This is a genomic window from Stenotrophomonas sp. HMWF003 (genome assembly GCF_003061285.1).
In the GTDB taxonomy this organism is placed as follows: Bacteria; Pseudomonadota; Gammaproteobacteria; order Xanthomonadales; family Xanthomonadaceae; genus Stenotrophomonas; species Stenotrophomonas maltophilia_AP.
In genome coordinates this window covers 1-3038 of sequence record NZ_QAIW01000156.1, presented here as the reverse complement: position 1 = coordinate 3038, position 3038 = coordinate 1, and the positions used below count along the sequence as shown (strand labels likewise).

General features: G+C 66.5%; 5 protein-coding genes. 3 read left to right on the top strand and 2 right to left on the bottom strand.

The window, feature by feature from the left end; genetic code table 11:
- Positions 1–204 (top strand): NAD-binding protein (locus DBR34_RS06195; RefSeq protein ID WP_181393914.1); only part of this gene is annotated, 204 nt, incomplete at its 5' end.
- A gap of 221 nt (positions 205–425) precedes the next feature.
- Here DBR34_RS06195 and DBR34_RS06190 read toward each other — a convergent pair.
- Entirely contained in the window at positions 426–851 is a 426-nt protein-coding gene (locus DBR34_RS06190; RefSeq protein WP_128096132.1) for an organic hydroperoxide resistance protein, read from the bottom strand.
- Between the two features lie 110 nt (positions 852–961).
- On the opposite strand from DBR34_RS06190, the gene DBR34_RS06185 reads away from it, so the two are divergent.
- Positions 962–1801 (top strand): AraC family transcriptional regulator, encoded by an 840-nt coding sequence (locus DBR34_RS06185; RefSeq protein ID WP_128096131.1) that lies wholly within the window; start codon positions 962–964, stop codon positions 1799–1801.
- Positions 1798–2145: a hypothetical protein gene (locus tag DBR34_RS06180; RefSeq protein ID WP_219928219.1), complete on the top strand. Its 348-nt coding sequence runs from the start codon at positions 1798–1800 to the stop codon at positions 2143–2145. Before DBR34_RS06185 ends, DBR34_RS06180 begins: the two co-directional genes overlap by 4 nt.
- 18 nt (positions 2146–2163) lie before the next feature.
- On the opposite strand, the gene DBR34_RS06175 is transcribed toward DBR34_RS06180, so the two are convergent.
- The coding region (locus DBR34_RS06175) for a cation transporter (RefSeq protein WP_128096129.1) at positions 2164–3038 on the bottom strand (875 nt) is incomplete at its 5' end.

Here is a 3038-nt window from a genome sequence, read left to right as displayed (position 1 = left end):
CCCGCCTCGCGCGGCTACAGCGGCGGTTTCGGCAGCGACCTGATGCTCAAGGACATGGGGCTGGCGGTGGAAGCGGCGATGAGCGTCGGTGCCTCGATCCCGCTTGGCGAACTGGCTCGCAACCTGTACTCGATGAACCACCAGGCCGGCCGCGGCAAACTGGATTTCTCCAGCGTCGTGCAGCTGATCGCAAACGAAAAATAATGGGTACCGCCGGCCGCTGGCCGGCAACCTCATGAACCCGAACACGAACGGGTAGGCAACGACCGTGGGTCGTTGCCGCCACACAAGACGCATCCCGCGGGCACACCCACGGGAGCCACCGCGGTGGGATGGGCGGTTGCCAGGCTATCGAGCCAGGCAGCCGCCCATTTTTTTACCCGTGCGATCGGTGCCGACCGTGCAACGGCACGGCACCTGCGGCATCAGGCAACCGTCAGCGTCACGTCGATGTTGCCGCGGGTCGCGTTGGAGTACGGGCACACGATGTGCGCCTTCTGCACCAGCTCTTCCACCTGCTCGCGCGGCAGGCCCGGGACCGAGATCTCCAGCGCCACTTCGATGCCGAAGCCAGTCGGAATCTGGCCGATGCCCACCTTGCCGGTGATCGCCGTCTCGGCCGGCAGTGCAACCTTGGCCTGGCCGGCCACGAACTTCAGTGCGCCCAGGAAGCAGGCCGAGTAGCCGGCGGCGAACAGCTGTTCCGGGTTGGTGCCCGGGCCGCCCGCGCCGCCCAGCTCGCGCGGGGTGGACAGCTGCACGTCCAGCACGTTGTCGGACGAGGTGGCGTGGCCTTCGCGGCCGCCGGTGGCAGTGGCGGTGGCGGTGTACAGAACCTTTTCGATGGACATGGGAATCTCCTGAGGCGTGAAAGGGGTGGGCCAGATGGCAGGTGTACTTTGACCGGTCCAGGGGTACGTTGGGTTACATTTCGTCTGTCAAACTTGACCAGGAGTCCAAAATGGTCGATCGCCTGCAGTCCTTGCTGAGCCGTTTCGCGGTCAACGCTGAAGTCTTCCACGCCGGGCCGCTGTGCGGCATCAATGACCTGCCCGCCGATGGCGAACGCGGCCAGTTGCATCTCATCCGCGAGGGCCAGGTGCGCGTCGAGCACGCCGACGGCAGCGTGCTGCAGATCGACCAGCCCAGCGTGCTGCTGTACCCGCGTCCACTGGCGCATCGCTTCGTTACCGATGCGGGGCGCGGCGCTGACTTCGCCTGCGCCCACCTGCAGTTCGAGGGGGCCGGCAACAACCCGGTGGCCAGCGCGCTGCCGCCGGTCATCTGCCTGCCGTTGGACCAGCTTTACGGCGGGCAACCCATCCTGTCGCTGTTGTTCGAAGAAGCCTTCGCCCAGCGCTGCGGCCGCCAGGCGCTGCTGGACCGCCTGTTTGAAGTGGTGCTGATCCAGATCCTGCGCGCGCTGATGGAAAGCGGCCAGCTGCGCGTGGGCCTGCTCGCCGGCATGGCCCATCCGCGCCTGCGCCATGCGCTGGTGGCCATGCACGAGGCACCGGCCGACGAATGGACGCTCGAATCGCTCGCGCAGCGTGCCGGCATGTCACGCAGCGCATTCGCCGACAGCTTCCGCGACACCATCGGCAGCACCCCCGGCCACTACCTGCAGGGCTGGCGCACGCGGCTGGTGCAGCAGGCCTTGCGCAAGGGGCAGCCGCTCAAGCGCATCGCCATCGATGTGGGGTATGGCAGCGAAGCGGCGCTGTCCCGCGCCTTCAAGGCGCAGACCGGGCAGTCGCCGCGGCAGTGGAAGCAGGCCGCGGTGACTGCCCGCATTGCGTGAGTAACATGACCGTGCAGCCATCCAATCGACAAGGCAGGGACGCGATGTACAGCAGCCTACGCGCGCAGATCATCCTCAGCGTCAACCGTGCTCTGCTGGGCGAGGTGTTCCCCGCGCTTGTCGGCGTGGCTTGCCAGCCTGACGGTGTTACGGCGTTCGAACTGGTGTTCTTCGTCGATGCGCCGTCGGTCGAGGACTGGCGCGAGGATATCTCGTGCATTGAGACCGAAGTCATGGCCGATTTTCCTGCCGACATGGTCATCACCCACCGGATCGTGGCATCGGCACAGGCGGCGGTGTCCGGCGACGGCTTCCTGATCTTCCTGCGCAAGCGAAAAGCCTGACGGCGGGCGCTACTCGCCTTAGATCGCCCACTCCCGATCCGTGGTGAACATGATCGTCAGCCACCGGTCGGTGGATTCCTCGCCCAGCGCCTCGCCGATCTCATCGCGCAGCCGGTCCCACTCCACCAGCGCACGCGGCGGATCGTCGGCGCGCACCACGAAGAACAACTCGATCTGCTCGCCACGCCCGACCTTGGCCACGTAGCTGCGGTACTCCAGGAAACCGTGCCGGGCCACGATGTCGCGCGCCACGGCATCCACGTGCGCCTGCAGGTCCACCGGGGTGATCAGCAGGATGTCCGACAGCGCCTGGCGCACCGTGCCCAGCGGCGCCACCATCACGAACAGGCACACCACCAGCAGGATCGCCGGATCGATGTAGGGCACCAGCCAGGCCCAGTGCGTGCCGCCCAGCAGCCAACCGCCGATGAAGGCGACCAGGTAGGCCGCCGACATGCTGGCCGACACCACCCAGTTCTTGCCGTCCAGCGCGATGAACTCCGAGCCGATGCTGCGGTTGACCCGCCGGATGAACACCGCCAGCCCGATCTCGGCAATGATCGACAGCACCGCGAACAGGATCGCCGGCCCCAACGCGATCTCGCGCCCGCCCGACATCAGCGCGTCCACCGCATTGACCGCCGCGTACAACGCCGCGCCGATCATCAGCGTGCCGCTCACCCCCAGTACGATTGGTTCCAGGTGCCAGAAACCCATGGTGAAGCGCTGGTTCAAGCGCGACTGCAGGGTGTCCACGTTGGTCGACAGGCTGATCAGCCGCACCACCAGCAGCGACAGCCAGGTCATCACCACGTCGATCAACCCATAGATGCCGTCGAAGATGATCAGCGACGAGTTGGCCAGGAAGCCGAACAAGGCGTGCTGCGCCTGTC